This is a genomic window from Acidiphilium sp. AL (assembly GCF_025499445.1).
GTDB lineage: Bacteria > Pseudomonadota > Alphaproteobacteria > Acetobacterales > Acetobacteraceae > Acidiphilium > Acidiphilium iwatense.
Genome location: NZ_JAIMBZ010000004.1, coordinates 40,699 through 57,764, shown reverse-complemented (window position 1 = coordinate 57,764; position 17,066 = coordinate 40,699). Strand labels below are relative to the sequence as shown.

Annotated in this window: 16 protein-coding genes and 1 tRNA gene; 1 reads left to right on the top strand and 16 read right to left on the bottom strand. The window is 66.6% G+C overall.

Annotated features, from left to right (window positions below; genetic code table 11):
* Positions 1–13: 13 nt before the first annotated feature.
* The 16 genes from AiwAL_RS04290 to AiwAL_RS04215 all read right to left on the bottom strand — a co-directional run bounded on the left by AiwAL_RS04290 (position 14) and on the right by AiwAL_RS04215 (position 15,798).
* Entirely contained in the window at positions 14–1,537 is a 1,524-nt protein-coding gene (locus AiwAL_RS04290; RefSeq protein WP_235702980.1) for a malonyl-CoA decarboxylase, read from the bottom strand.
* 78 nt (positions 1,538–1,615) lie between these two features.
* Positions 1,616–2,026, bottom strand: coding sequence for an ATP synthase F1 subunit epsilon (gene atpC, locus AiwAL_RS04285; RefSeq protein WP_235702979.1), 411 nt, complete (start codon positions 2,024–2,026; stop codon positions 1,616–1,618).
* 10 nt (positions 2,027–2,036) lie between these two features.
* Entirely contained in the window at positions 2,037–3,467 is a 1,431-nt protein-coding gene (atpD, locus tag AiwAL_RS04280; protein WP_235702978.1) for a F0F1 ATP synthase subunit beta, read from the bottom strand.
* Between the two features lie 25 nt (positions 3,468–3,492).
* Positions 3,493–4,371, bottom strand: coding sequence for a F0F1 ATP synthase subunit gamma (locus tag AiwAL_RS04275; RefSeq protein WP_235702977.1), 879 nt, complete (start codon positions 4,369–4,371; stop codon positions 3,493–3,495).
* A 16-nt stretch (positions 4,372–4,387) separates the two neighbouring features.
* On the bottom strand, positions 4,388–5,932 hold the full coding sequence (gene atpA / locus AiwAL_RS04270; protein WP_235702976.1) for a F0F1 ATP synthase subunit alpha: 1,545 nt from the start codon (positions 5,930–5,932) through the stop codon (positions 4,388–4,390).
* Position 5,933: 1 nt separating this feature from the next.
* The gene (locus AiwAL_RS04265) at positions 5,934–6,500 is read right to left on the bottom strand and encodes a F0F1 ATP synthase subunit delta (protein ID WP_235702975.1); all 567 of its coding nucleotides are present in this window, start codon (positions 6,498–6,500) and stop codon (positions 5,934–5,936) included.
* A 165-nt stretch (positions 6,501–6,665) separates the two neighbouring features.
* On the bottom strand, positions 6,666–8,825 hold the full coding sequence (locus AiwAL_RS04260; RefSeq protein ID WP_262312181.1) for a primosomal protein N': 2,160 nt from the start codon (positions 8,823–8,825) through the stop codon (positions 6,666–6,668).
* A 24-nt stretch (positions 8,826–8,849) separates the two neighbouring features.
* Positions 8,850–9,944 (bottom strand): redox-regulated ATPase YchF, encoded by a 1,095-nt coding sequence (gene ychF / locus AiwAL_RS04255; protein WP_235702973.1) that lies wholly within the window; start codon positions 9,942–9,944, stop codon positions 8,850–8,852.
* Position 9,945: 1 nt separating this feature from the next.
* Positions 9,946–10,524 carry an aminoacyl-tRNA hydrolase gene (pth, locus tag AiwAL_RS04250; protein WP_235702972.1) on the bottom strand — a complete coding sequence of 193 codons (579 nt, stop codon included), beginning with the start codon at positions 10,522–10,524 and terminating at the stop codon, positions 9,946–9,948.
* 9 nt (positions 10,525–10,533) lie between these two features.
* Positions 10,534–11,208 carry a 50S ribosomal protein L25/general stress protein Ctc gene (locus AiwAL_RS04245; protein ID WP_235702971.1) on the bottom strand — a complete coding sequence of 225 codons (675 nt, stop codon included), beginning with the start codon at positions 11,206–11,208 and terminating at the stop codon, positions 10,534–10,536.
* A gap of 228 nt (positions 11,209–11,436) precedes the next feature.
* Positions 11,437–12,213 (bottom strand): LPS export ABC transporter ATP-binding protein, encoded by a 777-nt coding sequence (gene lptB / locus AiwAL_RS04240; protein ID WP_235702970.1) that lies wholly within the window; start codon positions 12,211–12,213, stop codon positions 11,437–11,439.
* Entirely contained in the window at positions 12,210–13,181 is a 972-nt protein-coding gene (locus tag AiwAL_RS04235; RefSeq protein WP_235702969.1) for an LptA/OstA family protein, read from the bottom strand. Before AiwAL_RS04235 ends, lptB begins: the two co-directional genes overlap by 4 nt.
* Entirely contained in the window at positions 13,178–13,900 is a 723-nt protein-coding gene (gene lptC, locus AiwAL_RS04230) for an LPS export ABC transporter periplasmic protein LptC (RefSeq protein WP_235702968.1), read from the bottom strand. Before lptC ends, AiwAL_RS04235 begins: the two co-directional genes overlap by 4 nt.
* 7 nt (positions 13,901–13,907) lie before the next feature.
* Positions 13,908–14,942, bottom strand: a complete 1,035-nt coding sequence (locus AiwAL_RS04225) for an SIS domain-containing protein (protein WP_262312238.1) — start codon at positions 14,940–14,942, stop codon at positions 13,908–13,910.
* 78 nt (positions 14,943–15,020) lie between these two features.
* Complete coding sequence (locus AiwAL_RS04220) at positions 15,021–15,674, bottom strand: ribonuclease D (protein ID WP_235702966.1); 654 nt, start codon at positions 15,672–15,674, stop codon at positions 15,021–15,023.
* 38 nt (positions 15,675–15,712) lie between these two features.
* Positions 15,713–15,798 (bottom strand) — tRNA-Leu (locus AiwAL_RS04215).
* 150 nt (positions 15,799–15,948) lie between these two features.
* On the opposite strand from AiwAL_RS04215, the gene AiwAL_RS04210 reads away from it, so the two are divergent.
* Positions 15,949–16,938, top strand: coding sequence for a complex I NDUFA9 subunit family protein (locus AiwAL_RS04210; protein WP_235702965.1), 990 nt, complete (start codon positions 15,949–15,951; stop codon positions 16,936–16,938).
* Positions 16,939–17,066: the final 128 nt, after the last annotated feature.

Sequence of the window (17,066 nt, the reverse complement as noted above, 5' to 3'; positions counted from 1 at the left end):
CGGTGCGGCGCGATCAGGGTCCGGCGGCGGCAACGCCGCGCGCGCGCCGGGCGAACCAGCTTTGGCCGGGCATCGCCATGAGCTGATCGACGCCCGAGGCGCGCGCCACCGTGCCGTCGCGCAGATAGGCTTCGTGCCGGGCTTCGATCGCATCGGGATCGTAGAGGTAGTTCACCATGACCCCGAAGGATTCGGCGATGCCGCGCGCCGACGGGTTGCCCAGCCAGTTGACTCGCTCCAGCCGCGCCCCGTTGCCCAGATGGAACCGGGCGACCGGATCGGGACGGGCGGCTTCCCGCACCTCGCTCGCCTTGAATCCGCCGGTCAGATAAAGCGCCGCGAATCGTAGCAAGGGCGCGCGCAGGGCACCGGCGAGCGATACGTCGCTCCACCAGTTCCTTGTCTCCAGGACCGTCTTCAGCAGATCGGCGTCGCGGGCCGGGTCCGGCGTCGGATCGGCGGCGATTCCCGCCGCGCGCATCAGCGTCTCGCGTTCTTCCGGCGCGAGCCAGGGCGCCGGCGGTACCGAAAGATCGAGCAAAGCGAGTGCCGCGCGGCGCAGGCCCGGTACCGGCGAAAGGGTGGAAAAACGCTTGAGGCGCGGCAATTCGGCCTGCAACTCCTCAACCACCTGCTTGATCAGGAAATTGCCGAAGGAAATTCCGCGCAACCCCTCCTGGCAGTTGGAAATCGAATAGAAAATCGCGGTATCCGCGCGTTCGGCGGCATCGTGCAGCGCGGCTTCGGCGGCAAGCTCCTCGGACTCGCGCGCGAGCAGCGGACCGATCGCCTCGGCGAGGCCCTTGACCAGTGCTACTTCGACGAAAATCAGCGGTTCGTCCGGCAGGGATGGGTGAAAAAACGCAAAACACCGCCGGTCCGGCGCCAGGCGGCGGCGCAGATCCTCCCAGCCCTGGATTTCATGAACCGCCTCGTATTCGATCAGCTTTTCCAGAACGAAGGCGGGGGTTCGCCAGTCGATTCGGCGCAGTTCGAGAAAGCCGCGGTTGAACCAGGAGGCGAACAGATGCCGCAAATCCGCGTCGAGCGGCCGGAGCGCTTGGTTGCGCGGCAATTCGGCGAGCGCGGCGCGGCGCATCGCGACCAAAGCGGCGGTGCCGCCCGGCGCCATGTTCATCCGGCGCAGCAATTCCTGGCGCGGCGGTTCGGCGGCATCGGCCAGCACGGTCGCGGTCTCCGCGCCCGGCGCCGCGAGATAGGCGCGCGCAGCTGTCTCCAGGCGGTCGTGATCGGGCTCGAAATGGGTGGCGAGAAACTCCAGAAAGCCGATCCGGTCGGCCGGCGAAAGTCCGCCGATCGCGCTCAGCAGCCCCGCCGCGAGGGCGGCGCCGGACGCCTCGCCCCTGCCGCCGAGCAGCGAATCGGCCAGGAGTTCGGCACGCTCGCGCGACGGCAGGTCGGCATTCGGGAAGGTGACGAAATGCCGCCCGTGCTCGGCGATCGACGACCACAGCCGGTCGAGCCAGGAGCGGGTCGGCCGGTCAGGCGGTACGGACGACAATGCTGGCTCGGCCATGCCCTGGTCTCCTTACGACGAGCGGTCCCTTACTATTAAAGGGCGATCGCCTATCGATACCAGAGCCGGCATGTGCGGTCAGCTTCTTTCGGCGAGCGTGTCCACCTTCGCCTGGGCGGTGATCAGCCGGTCGGAGGCGGCGCGGTAAGCGCTCGCGTCCGCCTCGTCCACCTCGCGATAGTCGGCCTCCGCGCGCGCAAGCTCGTCGGCGGCGTCCTGCGCGTCGAGTTCGGCGAGCTTCATGATCGCATCGGCGAGCACGGTGCAGCGCTCTTCGGTCACTTCGGCGAATCCGCCCGAGACGAAGTAGCGGTCGACCACGGCGTCGTTCTCATACAGATCGATCATGCCGCCGCGCAGGCTGGTGATCAGCCTGGAATGGCCCGGCAGAATGCCGAGATCGCCTTCAGTGCCGGGGATCACCACCATGTCCACCGGGCGCGCCAGGAGCAGCCGCTCCGGGCTGATGATTTCGAGAGCGACGGTCACGATCCGCTCCTCAAGCCGTCGTGTTGAGCTGATCGGCCTTCTTCACCGCGTCCTCGATGGTGCCGACCATATAGAACGCGGCTTCGGGCAGGTGATCGTATTCGCCGGCACAGATCGCCTTGAAGCTGCGCACCGTATCCTCGACGCGCACGAACAGGCCGGGTGAGCCGGTGAACACTTCCGCGACATGGAACGGCTGCGACAGGAAGCGCTCGATCTTGCGCGCGCGCGCGACGGTGAGCTTGTCGTCTTCCGACAGTTCGTCCATTCCCAGAATCGCGATAATGTCTTGCAGCGACTTGTAGCTTTGCAGAATGCGCTGAACCTCGCGCGCAACAGCGTAATGCTCCTCGCCGACGACGCGCGGATCGAGCGCGCGCGAGGTTGAATCCAGCGGATCGACCGCCGGATAGATGCCTTTTTCCGAAATCGCCCGGTTCAGCGTCGTGGTCGCATCCAGATGCGCGAACGAGGTCGCCGGTGCCGGATCGGTTAAATCGTCGGCGGGAACATAGATCGCCTGGACCGAGGTGATCGAGCCTTTCTTGGTCGAGGTGATCCGCTCCTGCAACGCACCCATGTCGGTCGCGAGAGTCGGCTGATAACCCACCGCCGACGGAATGCGCCCGAGCAGCGCCGAAACCTCGGCGCCCGCCTGGGTGAAGCGGAAAATGTTATCGACGAAGAACAGCACGTCCTGGCCTTCCTCGTCGCGGAAATATTCGGCGAGGGTCAGGCCCGACAGGCCGACCCGTGCGCGCGCCCCCGGCGGCTCGTTCATCTGGCCGTAGACCAGCGCGACTTTCGAGCCTTCGGTGGTGTTCTCGCCGAGCTTGATGACCCCGGCGTCGATCATCTCGTGATAGAGGTCGTTGCCTTCGCGGGTCCGCTCGCCGACACCGGCGAACACCGAGACGCCGCCATGCGCTTTCGCGATGTTATTGATCAGCTCCTGGATCAGCACGGTCTTGCCCACGCCGGCGCCGCCGAACAGCCCGATCTTGCCGCCCTTGAGGTAGGGTGCCAGCAGATCGACCACCTTGATCCCGGTGACCAGAATTTCCGCCGAGGTCGCCTGATCCTCGAAGGACGGCGCCTCGCGATGGATCGGGTAGGTCAGCTTCGCGTCGATCGGCCCGCGTTCGTCGATCGGCTCGCCGATCACGTTGAGAATCCGGCCCAGCGTCGCCGGCCCGACCGGCACGCGAATGCTATCGCCGGTGTCACCCACTTCGGCACCCCGCGCCAGACCGTCGGTGCTGTCCATCGCGATGCAGCGCACCGTGCGCTCGCCGATTTCCTGCGCCACTTCCAGCACCAGCCGGCGCTCGCCGACCTTGGTTTCCAGCGCGTTCAGAATGAACGGCAAGTCGCCCTCGAACTGCACATCGACCACAGGTCCCATGATCTGCGTGATCCGTCCGGTAATGTTTTTCGCCATGGTCCTGGTTCCCTGTATCGTCGTCTCAGAGCGCTTCCGCGCCGGAGATGATCTCGATCAATTCCTTGGTGATGTTCGCCTGCCGGGTGCGGTTGTAGTTCATCGTCAGGCGGTTGATCATGTCACCCGCGTTGCGCGTCGCGTTATCCATCGCGGTCATCTGGGCCGCCTGGAATCCGGCATTGCTTTCGAGCAGCGCGCGATAGATCTGCACCGCGAGGTTGCGCGGCAGCAGCCGTTCCAGCAGCGAGCCGTCATCCGGTTCGATCTCGTAATCGGCGGTATCGCCGTCGTCGTTCGCCGGCTCGCCGGCGCTGGCGGGAATCAGCGGCGTTTCGGCGACGGTCTGCACCATCACCGAGACGAACCGATTGAACATCAGCGTGCAGCGATCGAAGCCGCCCTCGTCGAATTCGGCGATGATCCGGTTGGCGATCGCTTCGGCATCAGTGAATTCGAGCGATCGGCGGCCGACGAAATTGACATCGCCGATCATCCGGTCGGCCATGTCGCGCCTCAGCGAATCGCGCCCTTTGCGGCCCACGGCGAACAGTTTCACCGTCTTGCCTTCGGCTTCCAGCGCACGCACGCGGTTGCGCACGGCCCGGCTGATCGAGGCGTTGAACGGCCCGGCGAGGCCGCGATCCGCGGTCACCGCGACGATCAGATGCGTCTTGTCCGCCCCGGTGCCGACCAGCAGCGCCGGCGCGTTCGGATTGCTCGCCGCGCCGCGCGCGAGTGCGGCCATCATCTTCGCCATCCGCGTCGCATAGGGCCGCGCCGCCTCGGCCTGCGCCTGGGCGCGGCGCAGCTTGGCGGCGGCGACCATTTTCATCGCCTTGGTGATCTTCTGCGTCGATTTGACGCTGGAGATCCGGTTGCGAAGCGATTTCAGGCTGGGCATCGGCCGGGTCCGTCGCTCACGCGAAGCTCTTCGCGAAAGACTGGATAAACTCGGTCAGCTTCGCCTCGACATCCTTCTTGATTTCGCGGTCGTCGCGGATCGACTTCAGAATCTCCGGCGCGCGGGCCTTCAGTTCCGAAATCAACTGGCTCTCGAAATCGCCGATCCGGTCGATCGGTACGTCGTCGAGATGGCCACGCGTTCCGGTGAAGATCGCCACCACCTGCTCCTCGACCGGCAGCGGCTTATATTGCGGCTGCTTGAGCAGTTCGGTCAGCCGCGCGCCGCGTGCCAGCAGCTTCTGGGTCGAGGCGTCGAGGTCGGAGGAAAACTGCGAAAACGCCGCCATCTCGCGATACTGCGCGAGATCGAGCTTGATCTTGCCGGCGACCTGCTTCATCGCCTTGATCTGCGCCGCCGAACCGACGCGCGACACCGAGGCCCCCACGCTCACCGCCGGACGGATGCCTTTGAAGAACAATTCGGTTTCGAGGAATATCTGGCCGTCGGTGATCGAGATCACGTTGGTCGGAATATAGGCCGCGATATCGCCTGCCTGGGTTTCGATCACCGGCAGCGCGGTCAGGCTGCCCGCGCCGAACTCGTCGGACATCTTGCACGCCCGCTCCAGCAGCCGCGAATGCAGATAGAATACGTCGCCGGGATACGCTTCGCGCCCCGGCGGCCGGCGCAGCAGCAGCGACATCTGCCGGTAGGCGACCGCCTGCTTTGACAGATCGTCATAGAAAATAACCGCGTGCATCGAGTTGTCACGGAAATACTCGCCCATCGCGCAGCCGGTATAGGGGGCGAGGAACTGCATCGGCGCGGGCTCGGAGGCGGTCGCGGCGACCACGATGGAATATTCCATCGCGCCGTTCTCTTCGAGGGTGCGCACCAGTTGCGCGACGGTCGAGCGCTTCTGGCCGATCGCGACATAGATGCAATAGAGTTTCTTGCTCTCGTCGTTCGTTTCGTTGCCTTGGGCGTTGATGATTTTCTGGTTGATGATCGTGTCGATGATCACTGCGGTCTTGCCGGTCTGGCGATCGCCGATGATCAGCTCGCGCTGGCCGCGCCCGATCGGGATCAGCGCGTCGATCGACTTGATGCCGGTCTGCATCGGCTCGTGCACCGATTTGCGCGGAATGATGCCCGGCGCCTTGACCTCGACCAGCCGGCGTTCGGTGGTCTCGATCGGGCCCTTGCCGTCGATCGGGTTGCCGAGCGCATCGACCACGCGGCCGAGCAATCCCTTGCCCACCGGCACGTCGACGATCTGCCCGGTGCGGGTCACGGTGTCGCCTTCGCGGATCGCACGGTCCTCGCCGAAAATGACGATGCCGACATTGTCGTTTTCAAGATTGAGCGCCATGCCCTTGACGCCGGCATTGGGGAAATCGACCAGTTCGCCAGCCATCGCGTTGGCAAGGCCGAAGACGCGCGCGATACCGTCACCCACCGACAGCACCTGTCCGGTCTCGGCGACATTCGCATCGGTGTCGAAACTCGCGATCTGACGCTTCAGAATCTCGGAGATTTCGGCAGGGCGGATCTCCATATCAGGCGGCTCCCTTCATCACATGGCGCAGGCGTTGCAGGCGCGATTTCAAACTCGTGTCGTACAGGCGCGAACCGATCTTGACCGACATGCCGCCGAGCAGCGCGGGATCGACGGTTTCGCGAATGACCACCCGGCCATACCCGGCTTCGGCGAGGCGTGCCGCGAGCTGCGCGCGCTGGGTGTCGGTCAGCTTGTGGGCGGTGGCGACCTCGGCGGTGACGATTCCGCGCTTCTCCGCGACAAAGCCGGCAAATCCCGAAATCAGCCCAGGCAGCTCGTGCAGCCTTCGATTGGCGATCGCGGTGGCGACAAAACGCTTCACCAGATCGGAAAAACCCTGGCTCGCCAGCACCGCATCCATCGCGCGTCCGGCCTCGGTCACGTCGATCGCCCGGCTTTCGATCAGCCGGCTCAGCGGTTCGGACTGGCCGATCAGCGCGCCGAGCGCCTCCATCTCCGCGATGGTCCGGTCGAGTTGCTTCTGCTCGTCGGCCAGTTCGTAGAGCGCGCGGGCATAGCGCTGCGACAGGCCGGACGGCCGCTCAGAAATGCCAGATGCTGACATGGTGGACGACAAGCGTGCGTTCCCGTTCCCGATGCGATTCGACGTTTCAGCCTCGGAACATTCCGGCCATGACCGTTCTCGGCATCACAGGCGCGGCTATCCGTCCGCCCTTTCGGCCGGCGTGCGGCGACTAGCATAGCCCCCATGCCCGCGCAACACATGCATTCACAGGAATGAGACCGGATCGATATCGATATCAACACGGGCCGCGCGCGGCACATCGGCCCGTTCGAGCCACGCGCGCAGGATCGGCTGCACCGCGACATTGCGCGGCGTGCGCAGCAGCAGGCGGCGCCGGTGCCGCCCGCGCAGCAGCGCGAACGGGGCGGGTGCCGGGCCGAGCACCAGCGCCTCGTCCGGCGGCGGCGCGGCGCGGGCGAGGGCGCTCGCGGCCGTATCGGCGATCCCGGAATCGGCGGCGCTCACGATCAGCGCGGCGAGCCGGCCGAACGGCGGCCAATGGCCGGGGGCGCGCAGCGCGGCTTCGGCGCGGCGAAATTGCGCGAGATCGCCGTCGATCAGCGTGCGCATCACCGGATGATCCGGCGCGAAGCTCTGCAGCAGCACGCGTCCCGGCACTCCCGCGCGCCCGGCGCGCCCGGCCACCTGATGCAGCAATTGCGCACTGCGTTCGGCGGCGCGCAGATCGCCGCCGGAGAGACCGAGATCGGCATCGACCACGCCCACCAGCGCCAGATCGGGGAAATGCCAGCCTTTCGCGATCATCTGGGTGCCGATGATCAGATCGACCTCGCGGTCGACAATGGCGCGCGCCGCCGCCGCCGCGTCATCGGGCGAAGCGATCGCATCGCTCGCCATCACGATGCGCCGCATATCGGGGAACAATTCAGCGGCTTCCTCGGCGATCCGCTCCACCCCAGGCCCGATCGGCGCCATGCTCTCGGCGGCGCCGCAGGATGGGCAGGTTTCCGGCAAGGCCTCGGTATGGCCGCAATGATGGCACAGCAGGCCCGCCGGCGCGCGGTGCGCCACCAGCCACGCGGTGCAGTTCGGGCAGGTGATCCGGTGTCCGCAGGCGCGGCACAGGGTCAGCGGCGCATAGCCGCGCCGGTTCAGGAACAGCATCGCCTGACCGCCCCCCGCCAGGGTCGCGGCCAGGGCGTCGGTCAGCACAGGGGAGAGGAATTTTCCGCGCGGCGGCGGGAATGCGCGAAGGTCGATCGCCGCGATCGCCGGCAATGCCGCGCCGCCATGCCGCGCCGCGAGAGTGATATGCGCATAGCGCCCGGAGTCCGCGTTCACCGCCGATTCCAGGCTCGGCGTGGCGGAAGCCAGGATCGCCGCCGCATCGGCCAGCCGCGCGCGCACCACCGCCATGTCGCGCGCGTGATAGGCCACGCCGTCCTCCTGCTTATAGGCGGATTCGTGCTCCTCATCGACGACGACGACCCCGAGATCGGCGAAAGGCAGGAACAGGGCAGAACGCGCGCCGACCACCAGCCGGCTCGCGCCGCGCGCCACGGCGTGAAAATTCGCCCGCCGGACCGACGGCGTCAGGCCGGAATGCCACAGCGTCGGTGCCGCGCCGAACCGCGCCGCGAATCGTGTGGTGAACTGGGCCGAGAGGGCGATTTCCGGCAGCAGAACCAGCGCCTGCCGGTCTTGCCGCAACGCCTCGGCAACCGCTTCCAGATACACCTCGGTCTTGCCCGAGCCGGTCACGCCTTCCAGCAGGGTCACGCCGAAGCGCCGCGCGGCGACGCTGTTTCGCAGCACTGTGGCGGCCTCTGCCTGCTCCGGGGACAGGTTTGGCGCGGCATGATCGGGATCTGGAGCCGGCGTTGCCGCGCCGCGCCGGGCCGGCACGAGAAACCCGGCATCGGCCATCGCGCGCACCACGCCCGCCGAAACCCCGGCGGCTTGCGCCAGCGCCACGGTGTCCGGCCGGTCGAGTTCGGCCAGCGCCGCGAGTACCCTACCGCGCGAAGCCGTCATCCGCCGATCGCCCGGCGTGCCGGCGGCCCAGCCGAAACTCTCGGGCGGGCGTTGCAGCAGGTTGGATTTCAGCGCGAGCGCCAGCACTTCGCCGCGCGGCGCCATGGTGTATTGCGCCACCCAGTCGACGAAGCGGCGCAGCGTCGCGGGCAGGGCAGGGGCGTCGCACATCCCGGCGACCGGTTTAAGCCGCCGGTCCGGCAGGGTTTCGTCCGGCACATCGTCCCACACCGCGCCCGGCATCATCCGCTTGCCCAGCGGCACCGTCACGATGGCACCCGGCACAAGCTCCATCCCCGCCGGCACCGCATAGTCGAACGCACGGTCGAACGGGTAAGGCAGCAGGACCGCGACCCGGCGGATCGTCATGACCCGCCCCGAGTGACCGTCTGCTCAAACGTTGAAGCGGAACAACAAAACGTCGCCATCCTGCACGGTATAGGCGCGTCCCTCGATTCGCAGCTTGCCGGCGTCACGCGCGCCGGCCTCGCCGCCCAGCGTGACGTAATCGTCATAGGCGATGGTTTCGCAGGCGATGAAGCCGCGCTCGAAATCGCCATGGATCACTCCCGCCGCCGCCGGTGCGGCGGTGCCGCGCGTGATCGTCCAGGCACGGGTTTCCTTGGGCCCGACGGTGAAATAGGTGATCAGCCCGAGCAAATCGTAGCCCGCGCGGATCACCCGGTCGAGCCCGGAATCGGCCAGCCCCAGCCCTTCGAGAAACTCGGCGCGTTCGCCCGGCGGCAATTGCGCGACCTCGGCTTCGATCGCCGCCGAAACCACCACATGAGCCGCGCCCTGCGCCGCCGCCATCGCGGCAACCCTTACCGATTGGGCATTGCCGCTCGCCGCCGAAGCCTCCTCGACATTGCTTACGTAAAGCACCGGCTTCGCGGTGAGCAGATTGAGTCGCCGCACTGCCTCGTCCTCGCCTTTCGGGATCGCGGCCCGTGCCGGCCGGCCTGCCTCCAATGCCGCCAGGATCGGCTCGACCAAAGCAAGCTCCGCTGCCGCAGCGCGATCGTTGCCGCGCGCCTTTTTCTGCAAATTCGGCACTCGCTTCTGCAAGCTCTCCAGATCGGCCAGCATCAGTTCGGTTTCGACCGTCTCGGCATCGCGCAGCGGGTCGATGCCGCCCTCCACATGCGTCACGTCGTCATCCTCGAAGCAGCGCAGCACGTGGATGATCGCATCGACTTCGCGGATATTGGCCAAAAATTGATTGCCCAGCCCTTCGCCCTTGGCAGCGCCGCGCACCAGCCCGGCGATATCGACGAATTCCAGGCTGGTCGGCACGATTTTCGCCGACTTGCCGATCTTCGCCAGCGTCTCCAGCCGCGCGTCCGGCACCGCGACCCGGCCGATATTCGGCTCGATCGTGCAGAACGGGTAATTCGCCGCCTGCGCCGCGACGGTCGCGGTCAGCGCGTTGAACAAAGTCGATTTGCCGACATTCGGCAGGCCGACGATGCCGCAGTTGAAGCCCATTCTACGCTCCGTTATTGTTCAGCAACGCAACCCTGGTCATGAACTCTTCCGGCTTGTCCTGCGCGAGCAGCGCCGCCGCGTCGGACACCGCTTCCAGGGTCGCGATCAGCCAGTCCTCGTCGTCCTTGGTGAAATTGCCGAGCACATGGCCATGCACCCGCGCCTTGTCGCCCGGATGGCCGATGCCGAGCCGCACCCGCCAGTAATCCTGCGCGCCAAGCCGCTGGTCGATACTGCGCAGCCCGTTATGTCCCGCCGCCCCGCCGCCGCGCTTGACCCGGATCTTGCCGGGAACCAGATCGAGCTCGTCGTGGAACACCGTGATCGCGTCCGGTGCGAGCTTGAAAAACGCTGCCGCCGGTTGAACCGCATTGCCGGAGCAGTTCATGTAGGTCGCCGGCTTCAGCGCGATGATCTTCTCGCCGCCGATGCTGCCCTCCGCAGCCACACCGCTGAAGCGCCGCCGCCAGGGCGAGAACCCGTGGCGGTCGGCGATCACGTCGATCGCCATGAAGCCGATATTGTGCCGGTTCCGCGCCATCCCCGGTTCGGGATTGCCGAGGCCGACCCACAGCTTCACGGCGAGGCTTTACTTCTTCGCGGCAGGCTTGGCCGGAGCAGCAGCCTTGGCCGGGCCGCCTTTCGCCGGTGCCGGCGCGGTCGCGGCCTGGGCCGGTTCCGGCGCCGTCTCGGCGATCACGGTCGGCGCGGCCACGGTCGCGACCACGAAATCCCGGTCGATGATGGTCGGGCGCGCGCCTTCGGTGCCTTTCAGATCATGCCAGCGTATATTGTCGTTGATGTCGAGCGGGCCGAGATCCGCCTCGAAATGATCGGGGATGCTGTCGGGGTCGCACAGTACCTCGACCGCGTGGCGCACCACGTTGAGCATCCCGCCGCGCTTCAGCCCGACCGAGATCGCCTCGTTCAGGAAGGTCACCTGCACCGCGACGCGCACCTTCTCGCCGGCGGCGAGGCGCTGGAAATCGACATGCTCGGGCCGATCGGTTACCGGGTGGAACTGCACGTCGCGCATCAGCGCGCGCGTCTTGGTCTTGCCGGTATCGATTTCGTACAGCCGCGAGCGCCAGCCGCCGCGCTTGAGTTCGCGCAGCACGATTCGCGGGTCGAGCGCGATCAGGCTGGGTTCCTGCTTCGCGCCGTAAATCACCGCCGGCACCTTGCCGTCCCGCCGTGTCGCCCGCGCCACCCCCTTGCCGGCCCGCGCGCGATCCTCGGCCGTGATGGTCTCGAATGTGGCCATATGTCGCTCCTGATCCAATGGAAAAAGCCGGCCTCCAGGGGTGCCGGCGCGGCCCGGATTAGCCGATCGCCCCGCCCAAGGCAAGCAACCCTGAAAAATGGCGGAACAATCGCGAACGGCGCAGCCGTCATTGCGACGTCGAGCTTCGCGAGGCGGAAACAATCCATATGTGGGCGCATCGTGCACTTTCGGCTCAAAACCGCCTTGGCCCACAACCCGAAACCCACCCTACAAAATAAACCGCTCGCCCAGATAGACCCGCCGCACATCCTGATGCGCGACCACTGCCTCGGGCGGGCCCTCCATCAGAACCTGGCCGTCGTGCAGAATATAGGCGCGGTCGATCACTTCCAGCGTCTCGCGCACATTGTGGTCGGTGATCACCACCCCGAGCCCGCGATCCTTCAAATGCGCCACCAGATCGCGAATCTCGCCCACCGCGATCGGGTCGATCCCCGCCAGCGGCTCGTCGAGCAGGATATAGCTCGGCCCGGTCGCCAGAGCCCGCGCGATCTCCACCCGCCGCCGCTCACCGCCCGACAGCGCCAGCGCCGGGGTGCGGCGCAGATGGGCGATGCCGAATTCGGCGAGCAGCGCATCGAGCATCGCATCGCGCCGGTCGCGATCGGCCTCGACCACCTCCAGCGCCGCCGTGATGTTCTGCTCGACGGTCAGGCCCCGGAACACGCTGGCTTCCTGCGGCAGATAGCCGATGCCGAGGCGCGCGCGGCGATACATCGGCAGGGCCGAGATATCCGCGCCGTCGAGCATGATCGAGCCGGTATCCGGCTGGATCAGCCCGACGATCATGTAGAACGTGGTCGTCTTGCCCGCGCCGTTCGGGCCGAGCAGCCCCACCGCCTCGCCGCGCCGGAGCGTGACCGAGACGTTGCGCACCACCGGCCGCTTGCGGAAACTCTTGCCCAGCCCGCGCGCGATGAGGCCCGCATTGGGCGATCCGCCGTCCCGCAACCCACCATCCAGCACGCGCAGTTTTTCCTTCATGGTGCGGGTTTCGCCCCGGATTGCGGCGGTTTCGCGGCACCTTGCTTCGGGGGGGGCGCCGAATTGGGCAGCACCAGCCCTTCGACCCGCTGACCCGGCGCCGAAAGCAGCGTGGCGAGGCCGGTCTTGGTATTGACCCGCGCTTTCTGCCCGGCCAGTTCGTTCGGTCCGCGCGTGACATGCACATTGCCGGTCAGGATCGCGATGCCGGTCGCCGGATGATAAATGCCATGGTCGCCGGTCGCGATATCGGTCGCGGTGCGCACCACCACATGCCCCTCGGCGACCACCTTGCGCAATTTGTCGGACTGGTCGGGCGTCGCATTGGCCGAACTCTGCGTCGCCGTTTGCGCAGCACCGGGGACGAAATATCCGGTCAGCCGGTCCGCCGCGATCGAGCGATGGTCTTTGGCCACGATCAGCGCATTGCCGATCGCCACCGCCTTGCGCGCTTTCGACCAGTACTGGAGCTGGTCGCGCGCGGTCACCGTATCGTTCGGCGTAATCAGTTTCAGATCATGCCCGGTCAGCACTAGCTCGCCGAGCGCCATGTGATAGACGGCAAGGTCGCCGAAGGCCTGGTCGGTCCTGGTGAAAATATGCACGTGTCCGACCGCGTCGAGCCGGGTGATCTGCGATTCCCCGGAATCGAGGCTTGAAAGCGCATCCGGCGCCGCTGCCGGCTTCGTCCCTGCCGCCCCGCCCGCCGGCTTTGGCCCCGGCTTCGGCTGATAATGCGCGATCAATTGATCCGCCGTGATGGTCACCTTGCCGCGCACCGCCTGCGCATTGCCCATTGCGGTCACGGTGCGCGCATTCTGGTTCCAGGCGATGCCGTTGCTCGCGGTGATGTTGATCGGCTGCGGCGTGCCGCCCGAATTGCCGCCGAAGCCGAGCGACTGCGCGGACGCGGCGATCGGTGCGATCAGCACGATCAGGCCCAGGATAACATCGCAGTGCTTCGTCACTGCGTGCCGCCCGTGCCGGAAGGCGGCGCGCTTACCTGATCGAGGGTCAGGTGCGAAATGCCCTTGAACAGGATTTTCGAGCCCCGGTCCCGCACGGCGAACCCATCCTTCGACCGCAATTTGCCGAACGGCCCGTAGGCGAAGACCGGATCGCTGCCCGCTGCGCTGTCGTTCTTGAGATCGATCGCCGCGCGGTGGGTGCGGAGCGTGGTGCCGTCGGCGCGATACAGCGTCACCTTGCCGGCGAGTCCGAGCATCTGGGTTTTCTGGTGATACAGGCCGGTTCTGGCATTCAGCATCAGCCAGGCGCCGGAATTCAGCATGATATCGCCCTTGGGCCGGGTCAGGCTCAGCCGGTTCTCGCTGATCTGCAAGGCGTGTTTCGCGGTGACGGTGAATTTCTGGCCCTGCGCGTCGACCCCGCGATAGCGCGCGACGCTCATGCGCGACAGCGGGGTCTTATGCGCCGTGGTCTGCTTCTTATAGGAGATGCGCCCGAAATTCGCCCCGCTGCGCAGGTTCGGAAACACCGCCAGCGCAACCAGCAGCACCGCCGCCAGTGCGGGCAGCACGAATTTCGCGATCGATACAGTGCGCCGGTGCCGGCCGAGCAGGGCACGCTGCTCGTCGCGGGTCCGCGCGAGCGTCGCGAACACGCCGTCGATCGACAGCAGCGCCGCCGCCTTGGCCGGTTTGCCTGCCGGATTCGGCGGGGTCATGCGCGCCTCATGCCACACCGGCGCGCAAGAGATCGTGGATATGCACGATGCCGAGCACGCACCGCTCCGCGTCGACCACGAACAGGCTGGTCACTTTCGGCACCAGCGCGGTCATATCGTGCAGCGCCTCCTCGGCGAGCGCGTCCGGCCCGATCACCCGCGGCTCGCTTGTCATCACCGCATCGACCCGCCGCCCCAGCAGTTCGGGCGCCATGGCGCGGCGCAGATCGCCGTCAGTGACGATCCCGAGCAGCCGCCGCTCGGCATCGACGACGCCGAGGCAGCCGAAATGCTTTTCGGTGATCCGCAAAATCGCCCGGTCCATCGTGGTCTCCGGCCCGGCGAGCGGCACCGCGTCACCTTCATGCATCAGTTCGCGCACCCGCTTGAGCCGGGCGCCGAGCGTGCCGCCCGGATGGAACTGGCCGAATTCCGCGGCGGTCAACCGCCGGCGCATCATCAGCGTCACCGCCAGCGCATCGCCGAGCGCCATCTGCATCGTCGTGCTGGTGGTCGGCGCCAGGCCGATCGGCCCGGCCTCGGGGGCGGGTGGCAGCAGCAGAACCAGGTCGGCGGCGCGCGCCAGCGTGCTGTCCGCCCGCGCGGTGATCGCGATCAGCTTCAGCGCGAAGCGCCGCGCATGGGCGACGATCGCCGCGAGTTCCGCCGCCTCGCCGCCATTGGACAAAGCGAGCACCGCATCGCCCGGCACGATCATGCCGAGGTCGCCGTGACTCGCTTCCGCCGGATGCACGAACAGAGCCGGCGTGCCGGTCGAAGCCAGGGTCGCGGCGATCTTGCGCGCGACATGGCCGGATTTGCCCATGCCGGTCACCACCACCCGCCCGGCGACGCCGTGCAGCACGTCCATCGCGGCGGCGAACGGCGCCCCGAGCGAATCCGCCAGCGCGGACAGCGCCGCCGCCTCGGTCATCAGCACGTCGCGGGCGATCTCCAGTTCCGGCACATCGGATGCGATTTCGCCGGGCGATCGGTCGGCGCGGCTCCGCGTCTCCGTCCGGCGCACGGTCTGGCTGGTCATCATATCTTTGTATGAGACGATGCGGCGCGCCGGGTCAACTCAACTCGGCGCAACCAAATGTAATCGCGCGGCAAGAGATCAGTGACTGAAGATGTCCGGCTCGTCATAGCCGAGCAGGTCGAGCCGGGCGCGCATCGGCAGGAAATCGTAGCATCCCTGGGCGATATCGCGCCGTCCTTCGCGCTTCAGCAGCGCATCGAGCCGCGCCCAGATCGCATGAAGATGCAGCACGTCCGATGCGGCATAGGCGCATTGCTCGGGGCTGAGATCAATGGCGCCCCAGTCGCTGGTCTGCTGCTGCTTAGACAATTCCACCCCGATCAGGTCGCGGCACAAATCCTTCAGCCCGTGCCGGTCGGTATAGGTGCGCACCAGCTTCGAGGCGATTTTGGTGCAGATCACCGGCGCCGTCACGGCGCCCAGGCCCTGGCACAGGGCCGCGACATCAAATCTTGCGAAATGGAACAGCTTGGTCACGGCAGGATCGGTCAGCAGGCGCTTGAGGTTCGGGCAATCGGCGCCGCGTCCGCCCAGCGTCTCGGGGATGATCTGCACCAGATGCGCCACCCCGTCCCCCGCCGATAGCTGGACCAGACAGAGCCGGTCGCGGCGCGGATCGAGCCCCATCGTCTCGGTATCGATCGCGGCCATCGCGCCGAAATCGACACCGTCCGGCAGATCGTGACGATGGATATGGATGGTCGCCCCGGCGGCGAATTGCGTCTGGCTCATGGTTTCATCACACCGAACATCATGTCTCGGAAAAACCCTGGTGCCCAGGAGAAGACTCGAACTTCCACAGCCTTGCGGCCACAGGTACCTGAAACCTGCGCGTCTACCATTCCGCCACCTGGGCAAGGGGGCTTCGATGAACGGCGCCGAACCGGCCCGTCCCGCTGGCCAGGGCTGTAGCGAAGCCGCGCCGGTGCGTCAATGTAGGGGCGCGGTTGTCCTGAGCGCTGCAATCATGCAACCAGCCTCACCATATGCTGTGTCAGGAGCAACCATGGACCCCCGCATGATCGCAACGGTATTCGGCGCGTCCGGCTTCATCGGCCGCTATGTGGTGAAACATCTGGCTGATCGCGGCTATATCGTGCGCGCCGCGACGCGCGATCCCGAAAGCTGCGCCTTCCTGCGGCCGCTCGGCCGGGTCGGCCAGATCGTGCCGCTCTATGCGCCGTTCGGCAACGAAGCCGCGATGAAACGCACGATCGACGGCGCCGATTGCGTGGTCAATCTGGTCGGCATTCTCGCCGAGCACCGGCGCGGCGATTTCGATCGGGTGCATCGCCAGGGCGCCGAAACCGTGGCCCGGCTCGCGGCTTCGGGCGGAGTTGCCAAAGGTTCCAGCGATGCACAGCATCGCTGGAACGGCAACGAAGGGGGCGTGCGCTCGCTGGTCCATATCTCGGCGATCGGCGCCGACCCCGCGAGCCCGAGCCTTTATGCAAGCAGCAAGGGCATGGGCGAGGCTGCGGTGCGCGCCGCTTTCCCGCAAGCCGTCATCCTGCGCCCCTCCATCGTGTTCGGGCCGGAAGACCAGTTCTTCAACCGATTCGCCCGGATGGCGACGGTCTCGCCGATCCTGCCGGTGATCGAGGGACAAACGCGGTTCCAGCCGGTCTATGTCGGCGATGTCGCGGATGCGGTGATGGCGGCGATCGGCCGGCCGGACGCGGCCGGCCGGATTTTCGAGCTCGGCGGCCCGGACATTCACAGCTTCCGCGACCTGCTCGAAGATATCCTCCGGGAAACCCGCCAGCATCGTACGCTGGTCACGATCCCGCGCTGGCTCGCCGGCGTTCAGGCAGCTTTGCTGGAGCGCTTGCCCGGCAAAATGCTGACCCGCGATCAGCTCCTGCAGCTCCGCCGCGACAATGTGGTGGCCGAGGGAGCTTCGGGGCTGCAATCGCTCGGCATTACGCCCACGCCGATCCGCCTGATCGTGCCGGATTATCTGCGGCGCTATCGTCCCGCCGGGCTGCGCGAGTAGGGAAAACACGATAGGAAACAAATCGGACCTATTTTACAGGATTTCGGCACCCATACATTTCCGCAACGCAGAAAATCACGAAAAAAGGTCATAATAACTGCCTTATAGGCGGATTATTGCTGGCATCG

Coding starts and splice junctions, on each gene's coding strand:
- AiwAL_RS04290 (WP_235702980.1), bottom strand. CDS start 1,537: ATGGCCGAGCCAGCATTGTCGTCCGTACCGCCTGACCGGCCGACCCGC.
- atpD (WP_235702978.1), bottom strand. CDS start 3,467: ATGGCGAAAAACATTACCGGACGGATCACGCAGATCATGGGACCTGTG.
- AiwAL_RS04275 (WP_235702977.1), bottom strand. CDS start 4,371: ATGCCCAGCCTGAAATCGCTTCGCAACCGGATCTCCAGCGTCAAATCG.
- atpA (WP_235702976.1), bottom strand. CDS start 5,932: ATGGAGATCCGCCCTGCCGAAATCTCCGAGATTCTGAAGCGTCAGATC.
- AiwAL_RS04265 (WP_235702975.1), bottom strand. CDS start 6,500: ATGTCAGCATCTGGCATTTCTGAGCGGCCGTCCGGCCTGTCGCAGCGC.
- AiwAL_RS04260 (WP_262312181.1), bottom strand. CDS start 8,825: ATGACGATCCGCCGGGTCGCGGTCCTGCTGCCTTACCCGTTCGACCGT.
- ychF (WP_235702973.1), bottom strand. CDS start 9,944: ATGGGCTTCAACTGCGGCATCGTCGGCCTGCCGAATGTCGGCAAATCG.
- AiwAL_RS04245 (WP_235702971.1), bottom strand. CDS start 11,208: ATGGCCACATTCGAGACCATCACGGCCGAGGATCGCGCGCGGGCCGGC.
- lptB (WP_235702970.1), bottom strand. CDS start 12,213: ATGAAGGAAAAACTGCGCGTGCTGGATGGTGGGTTGCGGGACGGCGGA.
- lptC (WP_235702968.1), bottom strand. CDS start 13,900: ATGACCCCGCCGAATCCGGCAGGCAAACCGGCCAAGGCGGCGGCGCTG.
- AiwAL_RS04225 (WP_262312238.1), bottom strand. CDS start 14,942: ATGACCAGCCAGACCGTGCGCCGGACGGAGACGCGGAGCCGCGCCGAC.
- AiwAL_RS04220 (WP_235702966.1), bottom strand. CDS start 15,674: ATGAGCCAGACGCAATTCGCCGCCGGGGCGACCATCCATATCCATCGT.
- AiwAL_RS04210 (WP_235702965.1), top strand. CDS start 15,949: ATGGACCCCCGCATGATCGCAACGGTATTCGGCGCGTCCGGCTTCATC.